General features: G+C 67.1%; 14 protein-coding genes. 5 read left to right on the top strand and 9 right to left on the bottom strand.

From position 1 onward, the window contains the following. Positions 1-259 precede the first annotated feature (259 nt). The 4 genes from rpmH to mnmE all read left to right on the top strand — a co-directional run bounded on the left by rpmH (position 260) and on the right by mnmE (position 4,204). Positions 260-394: a 50S ribosomal protein L34 gene (gene rpmH, locus NFC98_RS17950; protein ID WP_010626003.1), complete on the top strand. Its 135-nt coding sequence runs from the start codon at positions 260-262 to the stop codon at positions 392-394. Between the two features lie 13 nt (positions 395-407). Then, positions 408-836, top strand: coding sequence for a ribonuclease P protein component (gene rnpA / locus NFC98_RS17945; RefSeq protein ID WP_254276238.1), 429 nt, complete (start codon positions 408-410; stop codon positions 834-836). Positions 837-1,021: 185 nt separating this feature from the next. Further along, the gene (gene yidC / locus NFC98_RS17940) at positions 1,022-2,716 is read left to right on the top strand and encodes a membrane protein insertase YidC (RefSeq protein WP_254276237.1); all 1,695 of its coding nucleotides are present in this window, start codon (positions 1,022-1,024) and stop codon (positions 2,714-2,716) included. 117 nt (positions 2,717-2,833) lie between these two features. Next, on the top strand, positions 2,834-4,204 hold the full coding sequence (mnmE, locus tag NFC98_RS17935; RefSeq protein WP_254276236.1) for a tRNA uridine-5-carboxymethylaminomethyl(34) synthesis GTPase MnmE: 1,371 nt from the start codon (positions 2,834-2,836) through the stop codon (positions 4,202-4,204). Positions 4,205-4,278: 74 nt separating this feature from the next. Here the strand turns inward: mnmE and NFC98_RS17930 are convergent, their stop codons facing one another. The 4 genes from NFC98_RS17930 to rdgB all read right to left on the bottom strand — a co-directional run bounded on the left by NFC98_RS17930 (position 4,279) and on the right by rdgB (position 7,772). Then, a complete protein-coding gene (locus NFC98_RS17930) occupies positions 4,279-5,127 on the bottom strand; it encodes a 23S rRNA (adenine(2030)-N(6))-methyltransferase RlmJ (protein WP_254276235.1) in 849 nt (282 codons plus the stop codon). 102 nt (positions 5,128-5,229) lie between these two features. Continuing rightward, positions 5,230-5,904, bottom strand: coding sequence for an OmpA family protein (locus NFC98_RS17925; RefSeq protein ID WP_254277878.1), 675 nt, complete (start codon positions 5,902-5,904; stop codon positions 5,230-5,232). A gap of 90 nt (positions 5,905-5,994) precedes the next feature. Beyond that, complete coding sequence (hemW, locus tag NFC98_RS17920) at positions 5,995-7,158, bottom strand: radical SAM family heme chaperone HemW (RefSeq protein WP_254276234.1); 1,164 nt, start codon at positions 7,156-7,158, stop codon at positions 5,995-5,997. Between the two features lie 8 nt (positions 7,159-7,166). Continuing rightward, positions 7,167-7,772, bottom strand: a complete 606-nt coding sequence (gene rdgB, locus NFC98_RS17915; protein ID WP_254276233.1) for an RdgB/HAM1 family non-canonical purine NTP pyrophosphatase — start codon at positions 7,770-7,772, stop codon at positions 7,167-7,169. Positions 7,773-8,146: 374 nt separating this feature from the next. Here rdgB and NFC98_RS17910 point away from each other — a divergent pair, with 374 nt between their 5' ends. Continuing rightward, entirely contained in the window at positions 8,147-8,863 is a 717-nt protein-coding gene (locus tag NFC98_RS17910) for a LuxR C-terminal-related transcriptional regulator (protein ID WP_254276232.1), read from the top strand. Here the strand turns inward: NFC98_RS17910 and NFC98_RS17905 are convergent. The 5 genes from NFC98_RS17905 to NFC98_RS17885 all read right to left on the bottom strand — a co-directional run bounded on the left by NFC98_RS17905 (position 8,856) and on the right by NFC98_RS17885 (position 14,626). Next, positions 8,856-10,091 carry a bifunctional aminoglycoside phosphotransferase/ATP-binding protein gene (locus NFC98_RS17905; RefSeq protein WP_254276231.1) on the bottom strand — a complete coding sequence of 412 codons (1,236 nt, stop codon included), beginning with the start codon at positions 10,089-10,091 and terminating at the stop codon, positions 8,856-8,858. The genes NFC98_RS17910 and NFC98_RS17905 overlap by 8 nt on opposite strands. Before the next feature lie 38 nt (positions 10,092-10,129). Then, the gene (gene hemL / locus NFC98_RS17900; RefSeq protein ID WP_183329898.1) at positions 10,130-11,419 is read right to left on the bottom strand and encodes a glutamate-1-semialdehyde 2,1-aminomutase; all 1,290 of its coding nucleotides are present in this window, start codon (positions 11,417-11,419) and stop codon (positions 10,130-10,132) included. A 108-nt stretch (positions 11,420-11,527) separates the two neighbouring features. Beyond that, positions 11,528-12,376 (bottom strand): hydroxymethylpyrimidine/phosphomethylpyrimidine kinase, encoded by an 849-nt coding sequence (locus tag NFC98_RS17895; RefSeq protein WP_254276230.1) that lies wholly within the window; start codon positions 12,374-12,376, stop codon positions 11,528-11,530. Beyond that, complete coding sequence (hemJ, locus tag NFC98_RS17890) at positions 12,376-12,807, bottom strand: protoporphyrinogen oxidase HemJ (RefSeq protein WP_254276229.1); 432 nt, start codon at positions 12,805-12,807, stop codon at positions 12,376-12,378. Before hemJ ends, NFC98_RS17895 begins: the two co-directional genes overlap by 1 nt. Positions 12,808-12,859: 52 nt before the next feature. Further along, positions 12,860-14,626 carry a chloride channel protein gene (locus NFC98_RS17885; protein ID WP_254276228.1) on the bottom strand — a complete coding sequence of 589 codons (1,767 nt, stop codon included), beginning with the start codon at positions 14,624-14,626 and terminating at the stop codon, positions 12,860-12,862. Positions 14,627-14,763: the final 137 nt, after the last annotated feature.

Raw genomic sequence — 14,763 nt, 5'->3', positions numbered from 1 at the left:
ATCATGTTATCCACAGAACCTGTCCCCAGTATTAATAACAGCATCTACAGGAACACCTTAACCAATAGTGATAATAGTCCCTCCCTGATCGCGAGCCCTCGTCAGGCTTCGCCGCGATGACGGAACGGAAAAATTGCACCGGAGGCCCGAAATCACTACAATTTCCGGTCTTGAGCCGAATACCACCGGGTTCCCCAGCGGAATCCGGACGCCTCGAAATTGTCGATTCGTCCTAAAAACCACGTGGGAATAACGAGTTATGAAACGCACTTTTCAGCCCAGCGTTCTCAAGCGCAAGCGCGTGCACGGCTTCCGTGCCCGCATGGCCACCAAGAACGGTCGTGCCGTCCTGGCGCGTCGTCGCGCCAAGGGTCGCAAGCGCCTGAGCGCCTGATCACGGACTGCACGTGTCCCGTCAGGCTTTCCCCCGCCGTCTGCGCCTGCTGACGGCGGGGGACTATCGGCGCGTCTTCGAGACGGCGGCCTTCAAGGTGCACGGCAAGGGACTCCTGGTCCTGGCGGTGCCCAACGATATGGGGCACCCCCGTCTGGGACTGGTGGTCAGCAAGAAGAATCTCCGCCGCGCCGTCGATCGCAACCGTCTCAAGCGTCTCGCACGAGAGTCCGTCCGCCTGCATCAGCAGCAGCTTCCCCCCGTGGATATCGTGTTGCTGGCCAGGCGTGGTGTGGGTGAGCTGGACAACCCCACCCTGCACCGCCAGCTGCAAGGCATGTGGCGACGTCTCACTCGAGATGCCGGGAAGGCCCTGGCCACGACGCCGGAACGGAGTGCGCCAGCCGAGAGCACCAGCGGGACCGTCGGCCACGGCGGGTGACCGGCCAGCCAAGGAGTCAGCACGATGCCACGACTTCCTCTCCGGGTGATCATTGACGCCGCCGCAACGACCGCCGACAGTCCGTGTCCGGAATCCAGCCTGCCTTCGGCAGGCTTTTGTCTATATCGGGCGTGCGATCCCTTACGCGCCATTGGCATCTTCACTACCCATCGGGCAGAACCCTCATGGACGTAAAACGACTCCTATTGCTGATTCCACTGGCGGTGCTCGCCTACCTGATCGTCGTTCAGTGGAATCAGGACTACGGTCAGGTAGCCCCTGAACCAGAAGCCCCCTCCTTCACCAGCAGCGCTCCGGAAGCCGAGGGCGCTGCCGAGGCCGACAGCGGTGATGGCCTGGCGGTCCCCAGCGCCCCGCGCGCCGAGGGTGACATGGGCGAAGCCATGCCCGGCGACAGTGCCGGTACGGCCCGCAGCCGCGACCTGGTCGCGGTGGTCACCGATGTCCTCGATCTGCGCATCGATCCCCAGGGCGGCGACATCGTCTATGCGGCCCTGCCGCAGCACAAGCTGACGCTCGGCTCCGACCGTCCCTACGTCCTGCTGTCTGACAGCGAGTCCCGCAGCTACGTGGCCCGCTCCGGCCTGCAGCTCGATGGTCACGCCGGTCGCATCGCCTTCACCCCGGGAAATACCGAGTACCGCCTGGCCGAGGATGACAACCGTCTCGAGGTTGACCTCACCGCCGAGGTGAACGGCGTCGACATCATCAAGCGCTTCGCCTTCGAGCGCGGCAGCTACGCGGTCGACGTGAACTACTACCTGGCCAACAATACCGAGGAGCCGGTCACCGCCCGTTTCATCGGCCAGCTCGCCCGCGACAACAGCCCCGACCCCTCCAGCGGCGTCGCCATGGGCATGAGCTCCTACCTCGGGTCTGCCTTCTCCACCCAGGAGAGCCGCTACGAGAAGGTCGACTTCGACGACATCCAGCGCGGCCGCTTCGAGAACCGCGATTCGCAGGGCGGCTGGGTAGCGATCATCCAGCACTACTTCGTCTCCGCCTGGGCGCCGTCCCAGAACCAGCAGAACCTCTTCTACGCCACCACGGACTCCCAGAACCGCAACGTGGCTGCCTTCGCCGGACCGGTCAGCACCCTGGCCCCCGAGGGCGAGACCCGCCTGGGTGCCACCCTGTACGTGGGCCCCAAGGTCCAGGACTACCTGGAAGCCGTGGCCCCGAACCTGCGGCTGACCGTCGACTTCGGCTGGCTGTGGTTCATTGCCAACCCGCTGTTCTGGCTGCTCGACCAGATCCACAGCCTGATCGGCAACTGGGGCTGGTCCATCGTCTTCCTGACCATCGTGGTCAAGCTGGCCCTGTGGCCGCTCTCCGCCAAGGCCTACAAGTCCATGGCCCGCATGCGCAAGCTGGGCCCGGAAATGCAGCGCTTGAAGGAGCAGTACGGCGACGATCGCCAGAAGATGTCCCAGGAGATGATGAAGTTCTACCAGAAGGAGAAGATCAATCCGCTGGGCGGCTGCCTGCCGATCCTGGTCCAGATGCCGGTCTTCATCGCCCTGTACTGGATGCTGCTCGAGTCCGTGGAGCTGCGCCATGCGCCCTTCATGTTCTGGATCCAGGACCTGTCGGTGAAGGACCCGTTCTTCATCCTGCCGATCCTGATGGGCGCCTCGATGTTCGTGCAGCAGCTGCTGAACCCGACGCCGCCGGACCCGATGCAGGCGAAGATCATGCGCATGCTGCCGATCGTCTTCACCTTCTTCTTCCTGTGGTTCCCGGCCGGTCTGGTGATCTACTGGGTGGTCAACAACATCATCTCGATCGCCCAGCAGTACGTGATCACGCGCCGGATCGAGAACGATCCCAGCGTCGGCAAGGGCATGAAGACCAAGTAGCCGCTTCCCGCCACGCACCAACCCGGACCCCCGCCCCATGCGGGGGTCTGGCGTTTCCGACATCCGAAAAGGACAATGGCCCCACCCAGCGCACGCCAAGTACATCAGGAGACTACGATGCCCGGCACCCTCTATGCCCAGGACACCATCGCGGCACTCGCCACCCCGCCGGGACGGGGTGGCGTCGGCATCATTCGCGTCTCCGGGCCGCTGTGCACGGCGATCGCCGAGGCCATGGTGGGTCAGTGCCCCTCGCCACGCCGCGCCCACTACGGGCCCTTCCACGGCGACTCGACGGTGATCGACGAGGGGATCGCGCTGTTCTTCGCCGGCCCGCACTCCTTCACCGGCGAGGACGTGCTGGAACTGCAGGGCCACGGCGGCACGGTGATCATGGACCTGCTGCTCGAGCGCTGCGTGCGGCTGGGGGCCAGGCTGGCCCGTCCCGGCGAGTTCTCCGAGCGGGCCTTCCTCAACGACAAGCTCGACCTGGCCCAGGCCGAGGCGATCGCCGACCTGATCGACGCCAGCTCACGGGCGGCGGCGGAGAACGCCCTGCGCTCGCTGCAGGGCGAGTTCTCGCGCCGGGTCGAGGGGCTGGTCCAGCGTCTCATCGAGCTGCGCATGTACGTGGAGGCGGCTATCGACTTCCCCGAGGAGGAGATCGACTTCCTGGCCGACGGCAAGGTCGCGGCGATGCTCGCCGAAGTGAAGGCCGAGCTGGATGCGGTCCGCACGGCCGCCGGCCAGGGGGCACTGATGCGCGAGGGCATGAGCGTGGTGATCGCCGGCCGACCCAACGCCGGCAAGTCCAGCCTGCTCAATGCTCTCACCGAGCAGGAGACGGCCATCGTCACGGATATCGCGGGCACCACCCGGGACGTGCTGCGCGAGCATGTGCATATCGACGGCATGCCGCTGCACGTGATCGATACCGCCGGCCTTCGCGACACCCCGGACGCCGTGGAGAAGATCGGCGTGGCCCGGGCCTGGGCCGAGATCGAGAAGGCCGATCGCGTGCTGCTGCTGGTCGATGCCGGCACCACCGAGGCGACCGATCCCATGGCCATCTGGCCGGAGTTCGTCGCACGGCTACCCGATGCCTCCCGGCTTACCCTGGTCCGCAACAAGATTGACACCAGCCGGGAAGCCCCGGGAATCGAGTTATCCACAGCCACGCCGATCGTCAGGCTCTCGGCTAAGACCGGTGAGGGTGTGGATAACCTCAAGACGCACCTCAAGGGGGTGATGGGCTATGCTGCCACTCCGGAGGGCCGCTTCTCGGCCAGGCGCCGCCACCTGGATGCTCTGGATCGGGCCCGCCAGGCGCTGGAGAACGGCGAGGCCCAGCTGGTCGGCTACGGTGCCGGCGAGCTGCTGGCCGAGGACCTTCGTGACGCCCAGCAGGCGCTGGGAGAGATCACCGGCGAGTTCAGTGCGGATGATCTGCTCGGCGAGATCTTCGGCAGCTTCTGCATCGGCAAGTGATCAAGATCACGGCGCATCCGCACTGTCAGTGCGGCCTGTATCACCCCCGCTCGGCGTGATCGTCGGCAGCGAGACTACTCCTCGACCCACCAGCCACCCGTATGGCGGCTCGTCCTGTCCAGCAGAGGGCAGACCCGGGACATGGCCTCCTCCAGCCGTTCGCCCAGCCCCCAGGGCGGATTGACCACCAGCATCCCGCTGCCGACCATGCCGCGCTCGTCCTCGGCAGGCTCGTGGTGCCGAAGCTCGCTGCGCCAGATCTTGCGAAGACCGCCGTCGCGCAGGGTATCCAGCAGCTCGTGGTGGCGAGCGGCCGGCAACAGCGGGTACCACACCAGCACCACCGCGTGCCGCGCCTTGTCCATGGCCGACAGCACCGTCTCGGCCACTTCCCGATACTCCGTCTTGCGTTCGAAGCTGGGATCGATCAGCACGCAGAGGCGGGGGGTCGAGACCGGCAGCCGCCGCAGCAGGCCCGTCAGGCCATCCCCCTGGATGCGCTGCACGTTGGTCCCGAGCGCCTGGCCCTCCAGGTGCCGATACTCGCCGGGATGCAGCTCGAACAGCACCAGCCGATCGCGGGGTTGCAGCCGGTGGGAGAGCCACCAGGGGGATCCTGGATAGCATGCCAGGGACGCCGCGCACTCCTGGGCGGCGGCGAGTGAGGAGAGCCAGGGTCCCAGCAGCGGCGTCGCCTGCAGCGCCTCCCGGGCGTGCCAGAGCGGCGCCACTCCCTGTCGGTACTCCCCCAACCTGGCGGTCTCCTCGGCCGATAATGGATAGAGGCCGCGTCCCGAGTGGGTATCAATATACGTAACAGGTGTTTTCTTACGTAATAGATGGTCGATGACGGCGAACAGCGTCAGATGCTTGTGAACGTCGGCGAAATTGCCGGCATGGTAGGCGTGCTGATAGGAAAGCATGGAAGACGGTCCGTGAATCGGCAAGGCGGTCGACAAGGAAAGGGGCCCGCCACTTCGCAGTGACGGGCCCCGGAGGCAGGGTCGCGGGAAGCTACCCGGCGCTTACTGGAACTGGCTCTCGATGGGCGAGAGGGTGATCTCGACACGGCGGTTCTGTGCACGCCCCTCCTCGGTGGCGTTGCTGGCCACCGGCTGGTTCTCGCCGTAGCCGGTCATGCTGAGGCGATTGCGCGCCACGCCGGACTGGGCCAGGTAGTTGCCGACGGCCTCGGCGCGGCGTTCGGAGAGGCGCTGGTTGTAGTCGGCATTGCCGGTGCTGTCGGTGTGACCGCCGATGTTGACCCGGGTGTCGTCATACTGGGTGAGGATCGACGCCACGTCGTTCAGCGCATTGCGCGCGTTGCTGGTGAGGTCGCTGGAGTCGAAGCCGAAGGTCACGCTGCTCGGCATGTTCAGCACGATGTCATCGCCGCGACGATCGACCTCGATACCGGTCCCCTGGGTGCTCTGACGCAGCTCCTGCTCCTGGCGATCCATGTAGGCGCCGATACCGGCCCCGGCGGCCGCGCCCACGGCGGCACCGATCAGGGCACGGTCGCGTCGGCTGGTGCTGCCGTCACCGCTCAGCGCACCGGCGGCGGCACCCACGGCGGCACCGATGGCCGCACCGGTACCGGTCGTGGAACGCTGGGTCTGCCCGGAGTAGGGGTCGGTGGTGGCGCAACCCACCAGCAGGGCAGCGGCGGCGACCGGGACGAACAGACGTGGGAACTTGATCATGGTGTATCTCCTTGATGTCGGGATGGCAGTTCCGGACCGCCCTCCTGGCGGCAGCGGATCGGCGATGTGCGATGAGCAGAAAGATCGTCAGTCCTGGCTGATCAACGCCAGCAATTCGTTCAAGAATAATAGACCCTGTGGCGATGCCTGCAGCCGCTGAGCATCTTCCACAAGAAGTCCTTTTTTCCTGGCGGCCGACAGGCGTTCCTCGAGGGCCTCCCGCGAACGACCGGTATGCGCCGACCAGGTCGACAGCGGGACCCCCTCGACGAGGCGCAGCGCATTCATGGCGAACTCCAGCGGCAGCTCGTCCCCATCGACCCGACTGCGTCCGGCGACAAACCCTCGCGGATCATGCCGTCTCCTCAGGTAGGCCTCCGGCTGGCGGCTCTTCCAGCGCCTCTCGATGGCCAGCGGCTCCCCGTCCTCCACCCGACTCAGCTTGCCATGGGCGCCAGCCCCGATGCCCAGGTAGTCGCCGAACCGCCAGTAGTTGAGGTTATGCCGCGAGCGCAGGCCTCCCCGAGCATAGGCGGAGATCTCGTAGCGGGAGTAGCCGGCGGCTTCCAGCCGGGCGTGGCCCTGATCCTGGATGTCCCACAGCGTCTCCTCCACGGGCAACCGGGGGGGATGGGTGTGGAACTCGGTATTGGGTTCGAGGGTGAGCTGGTACCAGGAGAGATGCTCGGGGGCGAGCAAGAGGGCTCGCTCGAGGTCGTCGAGGGCCAGCCCAGGCGTCTGCCCCGGCAGCCCGTGCATCAGGTCGAGGTTGAGGTTGTCGAAGCCGGCCGCGCGGGCCTCGGCCACCGCCGCGATGGCATCACGGCCCGAGTGGATGCGGCCAAGCGCCTCGAGCTGGGGATCCTGGAAGCTCTGCACGCCGAGCGACAGGCGGTTGATGCCCGCCTCCCGATAGCCGGCGAAGCGCCCGCGCTCCAGGGTCCCCGGGTTGGCCTCCAGGGTGATCTCGATATCGGAGGCCATGGGCAGGCGCACGGCGATACGGTCCAGCAATTGCTGATAGAAGAACGCCGACATCAGGCTCGGGGTGCCACCGCCGATGAACAGGCTGACGAGCTCACGCCCCGCGGCAAGCTCTAGCTCCTGGTCCAGGTCCGCGACCAGGGCCTCCAGGTAGTCGGCCTCGGGCAGCGTGGCGCCACGCCCCACACCGTGGGAGTTGAAGTCACAGTAGGGGCACTTGCGCACGCACCAGGGCACATGCACATAGAGGGAGAGGGGCGGCAGCATCGGGCCCTTCATCGCGGCGCCGGACCCAGGACCTCGACCAGGGCCAGCAGGGCCCGGCCGCGATGGCTCAGCCGATTCTTCTCCTCGGGAGCAAGCTCGGCCACGCTCATGGCCTGGTCCGGCAGCCAGAACAGCGGGTCATAACCGAAGCCACCCTCGCCTCGGGGGTGGGCCAGCACTTCCCCTTCCCAGCTGCACTGAACGATCAGCGGCACCGGGTCCTCGGCATGACGCAGGTGGACCAGCACGCACCAGTAGCGGGCAGTCCGCTGGCCTTCGGGGACCTCGGCCAGGGCCTCCAGCAAGCGGGCATTGTTGCGCGCATCGCTCTTCGGCTCGCCGGCGAAGCGCGCCGAATAGATCCCGGGGGCGCCGCCGAGCGCATCGACCTCCAGGCCGGAATCGTCGGCGAGCGCGGGGAGACCACTCACCCGGCTCGCTTCCCTGGCCTTGAGCAGGGCATTCTCGACGAAGGTCAGACCGGTCTCGTCGACTTCGGGGACATCGAAGTCGGCTTGGGGCCGCACTTCGAATCCCAGCGGCGCCAGCAGCTGATGGAATTCACGGAGCTTGCCGGCGTTGCCGCTGGCCAGCACCAGGGGGGTCGGGGTCATGTCTCTACTCCGGGAAGCGGGTGGGTGCACATTCTACGGCTCACCCCTGCCGATGGAAACGTGTGACGGCGCGGCCGAGGACGGGTATGAGAAAGGTCAGTCGGGGAGGACGACAGGGTATCAGGACGCTGAGCCGGCCATGGTGATTTTCACTGCGAGCGTAGGAGCGACGAAGCGTCCCTATGGCGGCAACGGCTTGATTTCATGTGGAAACGTGACTTGTTTATGGCATTTTCGTATAAAAAACCATAGCTAAAGAACAAAAGGTTAGTAACAGAATCTTACATTGTCGCCAACACTTCACGGTAGTCATCTTATTTTTATCATCCCTACAGACGCCAGGGGATTCACGAAGCTTCCCTGGGAGGCTCCACATGAACCAATCAAAAGGCATGGTCCTGCTGGTCACGGCCAGCAACCCCCAGACTCAGCTCTTCATCGACTACCTCCACAAGCAGCTGGCCTGTCCGGTATCCGTGCTCTCCCCCGGCATCGAGTGGAAACCCCGCGACGCCAGGCAGGCACTCATCCTGCTGGATGCGGACCACATGAGCGAGGAGACCATGCAGCAGTGGCATGCCCGCACCACCGAGGACGAGAACCTGACCCTCGCGGCCTTCAACCTGAAGGACGAGGACCATGCCCTCAGGGCCATGTCGGCGCTGCACCTGCAGGGGGTGTTCTACGGCAGCGACAGCCTGCCCATGATCTGCAAGGGGCTGGAGGCGTTGCTGGCCGGTGAGCTCTGGATGTCGCGCTCGCTGATGACCCGAATGATCTCCTTCCTGAGGCGGCAACAGCTCAACTCCTACCGGCCCGTATGCGGGCTGACCCACCGCGAGCTGGAGATCATCGGCCTGCTGGGTTCGGGGGCCTCGAACAGCGACATCGCCGACCGGCTCTTCGTGAGCGAGCACACCGTCAAGTCGCACCTCTACAACATCTTCCGCAAGATCCAGGTACATAACCGGGTCCAGGCGGTGAACTGGGCGCGCCAGAACCTGGGGGTCCCCCCGCCCCCGGACCTCTGTCGGCGACGGGGGTCCACCTCACCAGCGGTGAAGTCGGAGCCCCGCGACGGCTTCAGGTAAGCTTGACATGCTCCTCGATCAGGCCGACCAGGGTCTCGGCGGCGTTGTCCGCCGTGGTGTCCAGGTGGACCAGGTGCAGGCGCTCCTCGTCGGCGAATGACTCGAAAGCCACCTGCTGCCGCGACAGCACCCCGAGACTCCGGGCCACGTCGCTGCCCTGGCGACGCGCGCGCTTCTCGATGCGCCGCCTGAGCGTGGCATCATCCGCCTCGAAGCTGACCAGCAGGCAGGGCAGGCCACGCGCCTCGGCCTGCTGGCGCAGCAGGTCCCGCTGCCAGCGGCAGAGGAAGGTCCCATCCACGCAGGCCGGGATACCGGCATCGAGCAGGGCCCCGGCACAGCTCGCCAGCCGGCGGTAGGTCCGTTCGGTGGCCTCATCGGAGAAGATATCCACAGCCGCTCCGTCGCCGCCCCCCTGTGGATGGATGGCGACGGGGTCGAGGTCATGCAGTCGGCGCCGCTCCGCATCCGAACAGACGCGAATGGCCCCCAGCCGGGCGACCAGGCCGCTGGTAAAGCGACTCTTGCCGCTGCCCGACACGCCCACGGCGATCACCAGCGGGGGGAACCGGAACTCGGCGATGCGTTCGGCCAGCGCCAGGTAGCGGCGGCACTCGCCCATGCACTCGGCCAGCAGGGCCGGGTGCTCCGGATCCTGGCCGTTGCCAGGCCGCCGGCGCAGCGAGCGGCGGGCACCGGAAAGCGCATGGCAGGTGCCGTAGAGCGACAGCAGCCTGGCCAGCTCGTAGTCCCCGGAAAGCCGCAGGTAGAGATCCAGCGCCTGTCGGGTCAGGGCCGATTCGCCGCGGATCTCCAGCCCCACCATCAGGGCCGCCAGGTCACTGGCCGGATCCGCCGGCAGGTCGGCTCCGGGTGCCTCGGGGTCGCGGCCGATGGCATTGGCCATCAGCACCCGTCCCTGATGACCAAGCCGGCTGCCGGGGTGCGAAAGGGCCCAGCTGGGCAGCGCTGCACGCGCCTCCAGCAGCGGCCCCAGCCGGGCCATGTCCTGCTCCAGCCATGCCTCGAGGTAAGCCAGGCGCTCACGGTCCTCGTCGCCGGGGAGCCGCTCGCGGAGCGCCGCGATCTCACCATCGGCCAGAGCACGGACGGCGGCGACCCCGGCCCCGGGCGCGCCAGGCGAGGGCTCGGCGGCGGCATGAAAGGCCACCAGGTCGGCGATCAGCGCCTCGAGCTCCAGGACGTCATCCTCTTGTCTTTGGCCCATCGTGCATCTCCGGGGATAGTCGATCGGTCAGGCGACGGTCACGCCTGCTGCATGGTCACGAAGGCCTTCTCGGCCGCATCCAGGGTCAGCTGGATGTCCTCCGGCGCATGGGCACTGGACATGAACCCCGCCTCGTAGGCCGAGGGTGCCAGGTAGACCCCCTCGTCGAGCATCGCCGAGAAGAAGCGCCGGAAGGCGCCGGCGTCGCAGGCCGTGGCCTGGGCGAAGTTGTCGACCCGACTCTGGCGGGTGAAGAAGAGCCCGAACATACCCCCGGCGCGCTGGGTGATCATGTCGACGCCAGCGGCATCGGCACGCTCCTCAAGTCCGTGGCAGAGGGTCTCCACGCGCTGGGCCAAGGCATCATGGAAGCCGGGCTGGCGCAGCTTGGTGAGCAGGGCGATGCCGGCGGCCATGGCCAGAGGATTCCCCGACAGGGTCCCCGCCTGGTAGACCGGCCCCAGCGGCGAGATGTTGGACATGATCGCCTCGCTGCCCCCGAAGGCCCCCACCGGCATGCCGCCACCGACGATCTTGCCCAGGCAGGTGAGGTCGGGGTGGATGCCGTAGTGGGCCTGGGCACCGCCCAGGGCGACCCGGAAGCCGGTCATGACCTCATCGAAGATCAGCACGCTGTCATGGGCATCGCACAGCTTGCGCAGGGTCTCCAGGAAGCCCGGCTGCGGGGGAATGCAGTTCATGTTGCCGGCCACCGGCTCGACGATGATGCAGGCGATCTGATCACCGATCTCCTCGAAGCACTGCTCCACGGCATCCAGATCGTTGTAGGGCAGGGTGACGGTGTGCTCGGCCAGGGACGCCGGCACGCCGGGCGAACTGGGCTCGCCATGGGTCAGGGCGCCGGAGCCCGCCTTGACCAGCAGGGAGTCGGAGTGGCCATGGTAGTTGCCCTCGAACTTGACGATCTTGTCGCGGCCGGTGACCCCGCGGGCCAGGCGGATCGCCGACATGGTGGCCTCGGTCCCGGAACTGGTCATCCGCACCATCTCGATGGAGGGGATGATCTCGCAGATCAGGTCGGCCATGGTGGTCTCGATGGCCGTGGGGGTACCGAACGACAGGCCGTGATCCAGGCGGCTGCGAACCGCCTCCAGCACCTCCGGATCGGCATGGCCGGTGATCATCGGCCCCCAGGAGCCGACGTAGTCGACGTAGCGCTTGCCCTCGACGTCGAAGAGGTAGGCCCCTCGGGCACGCTCCATGAACACCGGTGGACGCTCCAGTCCCTTGAAGGCGCGCACCGGCGAGTTGACGCCACCCGGGATGTGCCGGCAGGCCTGTTCGAAGAGCTGTGCGGATGTGGTCATGTGGATCGGGTCCTCGAAAAGCATGTGGATAATTCTCTGGATAACCTTTTCATGGTTCTCCCGTTGCTCCCATTCTCGATGCTGGGGCACGCGATGGCCAGCCCACCCTCATGCATCGGGGCGGGCCCAGCGTGGTTCGGCCGGCGAGGGCAGCTGCCAGAGACGCCGCGGCAGGGCCTGGTCACTGCCGGGTCGCCAGCCATGGGCCAGGGCCTGCCAGGTGAAGGCCTGGGCCTGCTCGCAGGCAGCCACCAGCGACTCGCCTGCCGCCAGCCGCGCCGCCAGCGCCGCCGCCAGGGTGCAGCCGGACCCATGGAAACTGCCCTGTAGCCGCGGCCAGGACCACTGGCGACTCTGGTCGGGGGTATGCAGCGTGTGGGCCACCCGGTCTCCGGGGGTACCGGCAGCCGGCGAATCCGTGCCGGTCACCAGCACCGCCTGACAGCCTAGGGTCATCAGCTCCACGACGCGTTCGGTGTCCTCCTCCTCCGAGACCGACAGCCGACGCAGCTCGTCCCGGTTGGGCGTCAGGATATCCACAAGGGGAAGCAGGCGCGCCCGGAACGCGTCAACCAGCTCGGCTGTGGATAACTCACTGCCGCCGCCGGCCCGCAGCACCGGGTCCACCACCAGGGGCACCCCGGGAAAGCACCGCACGATATCGGTCACCGCATCCAGGGTCGCCAGGTCGGCCACCAGGCCGACCTTGATGGCGGTGATCTCGAACTCGCCAAGGGCGGCCGCCATGGCGCGCATGGCATCGGGATCGCCGGGGAGCACCGCCGTGACATCCCGGCAGTTCTGCACGGTCAACGCCGTGGGAATGGTCAGCGCCCAGCCGCCACAGGCGGCGATTGTCTCGGCATCGGCCACCAGGCCGGCCCCCCCGGTGGGGTCATGGCCGGCGAGCACCAGCACCACCGGCAGGTGTGGGGTGAGGGACGTCTCGTCGGCCATCAGAAAGGCTTCAGCACGGCCAGGAAGATGATCACCAGCAGGGCGATGACCGGCAGTTCGTTGAACCAGCGGAAGAACACATGGCTCCTGGTGCAGCGTCCCTCGCGGAATTGCTTCAGGTAGATCAGGCAGACATGGTGGTAGGCCACCAGCAGCGCCACCAGCAGCAGCTTGGCGTGCAGCCACCCCTGGCTCAGCCAGAAGGGCATCTGGAAGAGCATCACGCCGCCGAACAGCAGCACGGCGATCATCGAGGGGGTCATGATCCCGCGATAGAGCTTGCGCTCCATCACCAGGAAGTGGTCGATGGCCTGCTGCTCGCCGCGGTCGCGCGCCATGGCGTGGTAGACATAGAGCCGCGGCAGGTAGAAGAGCGCGGCAAACCAGGTGACCATGGCAATGAGGTGCAGGGCCTTGATCGACAGATACATGAGGGCTCCTCGGCAGGAAGGGGCACGTGGCCGGTGCCCCGGGCGGGTGGTACTAGTCGCTGAGACGGTAGTAGCGCTCGATGGCGCCACGCGTGATGATACCGGAAATCCGCTTCTGTTTCGGGCGGTTGCCATGCTCCACGTAGAGCGCATCCACCGCCTGGTCATTGAGCCGTTCGAAGGCCTCAGAGAGGGTGGCCTGCAGGTGGATGGGCGCCATCTCCAGCCGCACCCCGGGGATCTCCAGCAGGTCGATCAACGGCGCCTCGTCACGCTCCACCTCGGCATCCTGCGACTCGTCCTCCATGAGCCAGCGGGCCAGGTCCGCCGCCTTCAGCGCCAGGGTCGGCTTGTCGTCGCTGGAGCGCTCGATCAGCACCCAGACCGGATTCGCCTCGAGCAGGGCCCGGGCCCGGTCGCGGCTCACCATGCGCGGCGTGCGGACCAGGCTGCGCTCCATCACCGCCGGCACGGAGACCCGCGACAGCGCCTGCATCAGCGGCTGCTGGAGCGGATGCAGGCCATGGCGGGTGGTGCTGATGAAGAAGCCGTCGCAGCGACACAGCTGGCGGGAGGTGAGACCGGAGACCACCACCGCCAGCATGCCGGGCAGGATGATATTGGGGTTGTGGGTGAGCTCGAGCAGGGCCATCAGGGCCGCCAGCGGCGCCTGCAGCACCGCCCCCATCATCGCCGCCATGCCGAGCATGGCATAGACTCCCGGATCCGCGCCCCGCGCGGGCCAGATCCAGCCGCCGAGCAGGCCCATCAGTGCCCCCGCCGCGGCACCGATGACCAGCACCGGGCCGATGATGCCGATGGGGATGCCGCTGGCCACGGTGAGCGCCGTGAGCAGCAGCTTGGCCACCACCAGCGCCAGCAGCACGTCCACCGCCAGGTCGCCGGTCAGCGAGGCGCTCAGGCTGTCATAGCCGATGCCCTGCACCTCGGGATACCACCAGGCCACGCCGGCCGTGGCCACGGCCACGAGCGAGAGGCGCAGCCACACCGGCAGGCCGGTGATCCAGGCGCTGCGCGCCACGTGGATGAAGAGCCCGGCCAGCAGGCCGATCACCAGCGCCGTCACCACCAGCCAGGGCAGGTTGGAAAGGGAGCCCAGGCTCACCGTGGGCACCTGGAAGGCGGGCTCGGAGCCATAGACCAGCTGGGCCACCACGGCCCCCATGGTGGAGGCGAGGATCACCGGCATGAAGCCGGCGATGGTGTACTCCATCATCACCACTTCCATGGCGAAGATGACGCCGGCAATCGGTGTGTTGAAGGAGGCGGAGATCCCCGCGGCGGTGCCGCAGGCCACCAGCACCCGCAGGCTGTTGTGGGGCAGGCGAAGCTGCTGGCCGAGGCCGCTGGAGGCGGCGGCGCCGAGGTGGATCGAGGGCCCCTCACGACCCGCAGAGAGGCCGCCCAGCACCGTGACCACGCCGACCCACCACTGGTTGAGCCAGTTGCGCAGCGGGAAGCGCCCCTGGTGGTAGGTCAGGCGTTCCACCACATGGCCCACGCCCAGCTTGCGGGCCGCCGGGGGCTGACGCCACAGCAGCACCCCGACGAGGGTGACCGCCAGGATCGGCAGCACGGATCGCACCAGCGGCGAGAGCCCCTCGAAGGCCTCGGGGTCGCCCCCGGGCATGAAGGCCAGTCCGCCCAGGTCGAGCAGTAGCCGGAACCCCACCATGAAACCGCCGGTGATCAGCCCCGAGACCACGCCCAGCACGCAGAGCTGGGGCAGGGCATCGACGTTGGCCAGGCGCTGGCGAAAGCCCTCCAGGCTGAGGTCGGGCAGTGAGAAACGCGGCACGGCATGAGTCCTGTTCTACCGGTTCCATGGCCTGCGCTGTCACCGCTGGTGTTGACTCGGGGCTGATCCGTCGACAGGCCTGCGAGGAGGCGCTGTGAACCCATCCCTGGGCGCTACCGATGCCATCCCTGGCATAG

Origin of the sequence: Halomonas sp. 3H (assembly GCF_024206005.1) — a bacterium.
Taxonomy (GTDB): domain Bacteria; phylum Pseudomonadota; class Gammaproteobacteria; order Pseudomonadales; family Halomonadaceae; genus Halomonas; species Halomonas campaniensis.
Note: the sequence above shows the minus strand (reverse complement) of the source record. Positions and strands in the feature narration are given on the sequence as shown.